The sequence below is a fragment of the Bradyrhizobium sp. ORS 375 genome, assembly GCF_000239775.1.
Classification (GTDB): domain Bacteria; phylum Pseudomonadota; class Alphaproteobacteria; order Rhizobiales; family Xanthobacteraceae; genus Bradyrhizobium.
The window spans coordinates 1-5,220 of sequence record NZ_CAFI01000322.1; the positions used below are offsets into that span (position 1 = coordinate 1).

Consider the following 5,220-nt stretch of genomic DNA (forward strand, 5'->3'; position numbering starts at 1 on the left):
CCGTGTCGGGCGAGCCGGCCGAGAACGGCGGCGCGGGGTTGTATTCGAGCCTGAGCTGAATGGCTTCGGCGGTCTGGCGATCGACCAGCTGTGACACCAGCGTCAGCGCGAAGTCGATGCCGGCGGTGACACCGCCGCCGGTGATGCGGTTGCGATCAATGCAGACGCGCTCGGTGCTGATCGTCGCGCCGAACAGCGGCAGGCATTCGCGCGCGCTCCAATGCGTGGCGGCACGATAGCCGTCGAGCAGGCCGGCGGCGCCGAGCGCGAGCGAGCCGGTGCACACCGACGTGATGTACTTCGCGCCCTCCGCCTGGCGGCGGATGAAGCCGATGACCTCGGCGTCCTCGAGGATGGCGTCGACGCCGAAGCCGCCGGGAATGCAGATGACATCCGCCTGCGGACAGTCGGCGAACGTCGTGGTCGGCAGCAGCGTCAGAACCGAGTCGGTCGTGACAGGCTCGAGGCGCTTCCACACCAGGTGCAGCGTCGCGCCGGGCACGCTCGAGAACACCTGCACGGGGCCGGTCAGATCGAGCTGGGTCAGCTGGGGAAACAGCACGAGAGCAATCGACAGCGGTTCGGCCATGGCGGTCCTCACCGAGATGACGGGTTGACGGACACCATCCTGCATGATCCGCTCGCTGTCTCATATGTCGAAGTTCCCTCGAAATCGGACAGACGGCCCGAGGAGCCTTCCAGCAATGATCGGCGTGCTCATCTTTCCGGACTTCCAGTTGCTCGATGCCGCCGGACCGATCTCCGTGTTCGAAATCGCCGCGCGCTATGCGAGCGCCGCGCCGATGATCCGGGTGGTGGCAGCCGCTCCGGGCCCGGTGCGTTCCTCCTCCGGCGCCGAGATGCTGGCGCGGAAGTTCGGCTCCGTGTCGGCGTTGTCGACCTTGCTGATCGCCGGGGGCGACGGTGTCGAGGCGGCCAGCCGCAATGCCTGCACGCTGAATTTCGTTCGCAAGGTTGCGCGCCGCGGTACCCGCATCGCCAGCGTCTGCTCGGGCGCCTTCGTGCTTGCCGAGGCCGGCCTGCTCGACGGCAAACGTGCAACGACGCATTGGCAGCGCACGCGGCAGTTCTTGCGCACCTATCCGAGCGTGAAGCTGGAGCCCGACAGCATCTATGTGCGCGACGGGCAGATCTGGAGTTCGGCCGGGATCACCGCAGGCATCGATCTCGCGCTGGCCATGGTCGCCGAGGATCATGGCGAGGAGATCGCGCAGAAGACCGCGCGGCAGCTCGTGCTGTATCACCGCCGCAGCGGCGGCCAGTCGCAGTTCTCCTCGCTGTTGGAGTTGAAGGCGCCGAGCGGCCGGTTCGCCGATCTCCTGACCTGGGCGCGCGAGCATCTCGGTGCGCCGCTCACCGTCGACGACCTCGCCGAGCGCGCCGGCATGAGCACGCGGCACTTCACCCGCGCCTTCGTCGCCGAGACCGGCACCACGCCGTCCAAGGCGATCGAGCGTCTGCGGCTGGAGGTGGCGCGCGACCGCGTGCAGGCCTCGCACCAGCCGATCGAGCTGGTCGCCGAAGCCGCCGGCTTCCGCGATCCTGAGCGGATGCGCCGCGCCTTCATCCGCGCCTTCGGCCAGCCGCCTCAGGCACTGCGGCGGGCGGCGCGCGCACAGCCGGCTGGTTGATCTGAATCAGACGCAGGGAACCGCGACCGGCTATCCTGCGCGCCTGATCCCTGAGCCTGCGGAGCAGACCGAATTGAGGGCTGACGGCGCTGGACGTGCGACGATCGGAGGTCTCGATCGATCGCTGTCATTGGCAAGTTATGATCGATTTCCGGACGCGCTGCTGGATGTACCGGCGCCCGAGCTGTGGCGGCACCTGCCGGGACCGTCGCTGTTCAGTCTGGAGGGTCGCCAGGGCGACACGCTGTTTCTCAGTGTGCTTCTGCATGGCAATGAGGATACCGGCTGGCGCGCCATCCAGCACATCTTGAAACGACTGCGGGGCCGGCCGCTGCCGCGTCCCGTGCTGCTGTTTGTCGGCAACATCGCCGCAGCGAAGGCTGGGGTCCGTACGCTTCCCAATCAGCACGACTACAATCGCGCCTGGCCGGGCACCACGCATCCCACGACTCCTGAAGCCGATGTGATGCGCGATGTCGTGGCGATCGCGGCCCGCACGCGGCTGTTTGCCAGCATCGACATTCACAACAACACCGGCAACAACCCTCACTACGCCTGCGTCAACAGCTGCGACGACCACCATCTGCAGCTGGCGCGCCTGTTCGGCCGCACCGTAGTGTATTTCGAGGAGCCGGTGGGCGTGCAGTCGGCGGCGCTGGCGCGGCTCTGTCCCGCCATTACGGTGGAATGCGGCCGGCCCGGCAGCGAGGCGGGGGTGGCGCATGCGGTCGAGCTGATCGAGGCGGCGCTTTCGCTGCAGCACTTTCCCGTGCACGCCGTCGGCGAGGCCGACATCGATCTGCTGCGCACCTTCGCCATCGTCAAGGTGCCTGGGGACGCCACGTTCTCCTATGACGGCCGCGCGGCCGACTTCCAGTTTCGCGGTGATCTCGATCATCTCAACTTCGCCGAGCTCGACGTCGGCGTTGCGCTCGGCCGCTGCGCCGGAGCCAGGCGGCTCGAGGTTTCCACCGCGGACGGCACAAGCACGGAATATTTCCATTATCACGACGGTGAGATCCGGCTGGCACAGCGCGCCATCCCGGCGATGCTGACGCTCGATCCGCAGGCCGTCAGGCTCGACTGCCTCGGCTACCTCATGCATCGCATCGGCCGCGACGGACGGCGGCTGGCAGATGACCTCAGGTAGCGCGCCATGACCTGTCCCGCTCCGCCACTGCCGGGCATCGTGAGCGCTGCCGACCGGGCGCGGTTTGCGGAGCTGCAGGCGGAGTTTGCCGCCTCCTATCCGGCGCTGTTCGATGACCCGGGCTTGCCACGCACGGTCGTGATCGTGCCCAGCCTGAGCCTCGATCCCGAAGTGCTCGCCAAGGTCTCGGGGGTGCATCACTACGAGGAGCGCATGCTGTGCATGCTGCTGCTGTTGCGCATGCCGCGGACGCGCGTGGTCTACGTGACGAGCACGCCGATCTCGGACACCATCGTCGACTACTACCTGCATTTGCTGCCCGGTGTGCCCGGCGGCCATGCCCGCGCCAGGCTGACGCTGTTGTCCTGCGACGATGCCTCGGCAGCGCCCCTGACGCAGAAGATCCTGGCGCGGCCGCGCGTGCTCGACCGTCTCCGCGCGGCCATTCAGGCCGCGGCTCCCGCGCATCTGAGCTGCTTCACGGTCACCGAGCTGGAACGCAGGCTCGCCTTGACGCTGGGCGTGCCGATCTATGGCTGCGATCCGTCGCTCGCGGCGTGGGGCTCGAAGAGCGGATCGCGCCGGATCTTCAAGGAGGTCGGGATCGACCTGCCCGAGGGCTTCGAGGATCTCTCGGATGCCGCTGCGCTGGCCGACGCGCTGACGGAGCTGAAGCGGCGCAGGCCCGAGCTGCGCAAAGCCGTGGTCAAGCTGAACGAGGGATTTTCCGGCGAGGGCAACGCGGTCGTCGACCTCATCGCCGCACCGACGGATCACGGCCTGCGGTCGTGGCTGCACGATCGCTTGCCGTTCATGGCGTTCGAGGCGCGCGGCATGAGCTGGGATGTGTTCGCGGCCAAGCTCGGCGCGATGGGCGGAATCGTCGAGGAGTTCATTCCCGGTGCGGTGAAGCAGTCACCGTCGGCGCAGTTGCGCATCGATCCGCTCGGCCGGGTGGAGGCGGTGTCGACGCACGACCAGGTCTTGGGCGGACCGAGCGGGCAGATCTTTCTCGGCTGCCGGTTTCCGGCCGACGGCGCCTATCGGCAGGACATCCAGGCCCGCGGTGTCGCGGTTGCGGAGGCGCTCGCGGCTAAGGGCGTCGTCGGCCGGCTCGGAGTCGACTTCATCTCGGTTCGTGACGGACCGGACTGGCGGCACGTCGCCATCGAGATCAATCTGCGCAAGGGCGGCACCACGCATCCGTTCCTGATGCTGCAGTTTCTCACCGATGGCCGCTACGATGCCGGCAGCGGGCAATTCCTGACGCCGGCGGGGCAGCCGCGCTGCTACTACGCGTCGGACAATCTCGAGAGCGACGCCTATCGCGGCTTGACGCCGGACGATCTCGTCGACATCGCCGTGGTGAACGGGCTGCACTTTCACGCCGCGGCCGGCGAGGGCGTCGCTTTCCATCTGATCGGCGCACTCTCGGAGTTCGGCAAGCTCGGCGTGGTCTGCATCGGCCGCACGCATGAGCGCGCAGCCGAGTTCTATCGCCGCACCGTGGACATTCTCGGCCGGCAATGAGCCGAGGCGAGCAGCAGCCTTTAGCTCACGCCTGCGTGCAATGGCGGTCCGCGGCTTGGCAGGGGGAGACACGCCCCCTATGCTCTGCGGGCAGGGCCCTACGCGCGGCATGCGATGGCCCCCGGGGATCGGCGAGATCGCGCGATGGCTGGCAATTCAATCGGCCTGGGGATCATTGTCCCATCGCCTTACGTGATCGAGCTGTCCAAGCTGCGGCAGCAGCTCGAGGAGGCGCACCTCGCCTGGGCGATCGAATGGAAGCGGCAGCAGCAGGAGTTCGTGATCGAGAACATCCGCTTCGCGCACGACCCGCGCTGGAACGAGCGCGTCTTCAGCCTGCAGGCCGCGCGCGACGGCAAGACCTGGGTCTGGCGCGCGACGCGCATCATCCTGACCTGCAGCGGCTTGTCGGTCTAACCGCACGCGCCGGCTTGGAGGTCTTCCAGGCATGCCGAAGCGACGGTTTGCAACGGCGGATGTGAGACCTATAGTCCGCGCCTCGAATTGCATCTGCACTGGGGATCATGCGCGTTTCAATCATCACCGGCAGCGGCGCCGGGATCGGCGCCGCTGCGGCGCGTCGCCTTGCGGGGCCGGGGCAGGGCCTGATGCTGCATGGCCAGGGCGCCGATGCCGACGGGCTCGCGCGGCTGGAAGCGGTTGCCGAGACTTGCCGGCAGGCCGGTGCCGAGGTGGCCTATCATTGCGGCAACCTGGCCGCCGCAGGCGCGGCGTCCGAGCTCGTCGCTGCGGCGCGCGCCCGGTTCGGCCGTATCGATGCGCTGGTGCATGCGGCGGGCTTCGCCGATCGCCGCAGCTTTCGCGACCTGCCGCGCGATGGGCTCGACCGCTCGCTGGCCGTGATGCCGGCTGCCTTTCATGAGCTCG

General features: G+C 68.0%; 6 protein-coding genes. 5 read left to right on the forward strand and 1 reads right to left on the reverse strand.

The genetic code is table 11. The annotated features are described in order from the left end of the window. Positions 1-589 (reverse strand): DJ-1/PfpI family protein (locus BRAO375_RS23450; protein ID WP_035641810.1); only part of this gene is annotated, 589 nt, incomplete at its 3' end. Positions 590-704: 115 nt separating this feature from the next. Here BRAO375_RS23450 and BRAO375_RS23455 point away from each other — a divergent pair. The 5 genes from BRAO375_RS23455 to BRAO375_RS23475 all read left to right on the forward strand — a co-directional run. Beyond that, positions 705-1,652, forward strand: coding sequence for a GlxA family transcriptional regulator (locus BRAO375_RS23455; protein ID WP_009029941.1), 948 nt, complete (start codon positions 705-707; stop codon positions 1,650-1,652). A 73-nt stretch (positions 1,653-1,725) separates the two neighbouring features. Then, positions 1,726-2,802, forward strand: a complete 1,077-nt coding sequence (locus BRAO375_RS23460; protein WP_009029942.1) for a M14 family metallopeptidase — start codon at positions 1,726-1,728, stop codon at positions 2,800-2,802. A 6-nt stretch (positions 2,803-2,808) separates the two neighbouring features. Then, positions 2,809-4,332 carry a peptide ligase PGM1-related protein gene (locus BRAO375_RS23465; RefSeq protein WP_009029943.1) on the forward strand — a complete coding sequence of 508 codons (1,524 nt, stop codon included), beginning with the start codon at positions 2,809-2,811 and terminating at the stop codon, positions 4,330-4,332. Positions 4,333-4,476: 144 nt separating this feature from the next. Continuing rightward, entirely contained in the window at positions 4,477-4,749 is a 273-nt protein-coding gene (locus BRAO375_RS23470) for a protein-tyrosine phosphatase family protein (RefSeq protein WP_009029944.1), read from the forward strand. 107 nt (positions 4,750-4,856) lie between these two features. Then, a partial coding sequence (locus BRAO375_RS23475; protein WP_035641813.1) for an SDR family NAD(P)-dependent oxidoreductase occupies positions 4,857-5,220 on the forward strand: 364 nt, incomplete at its 3' end.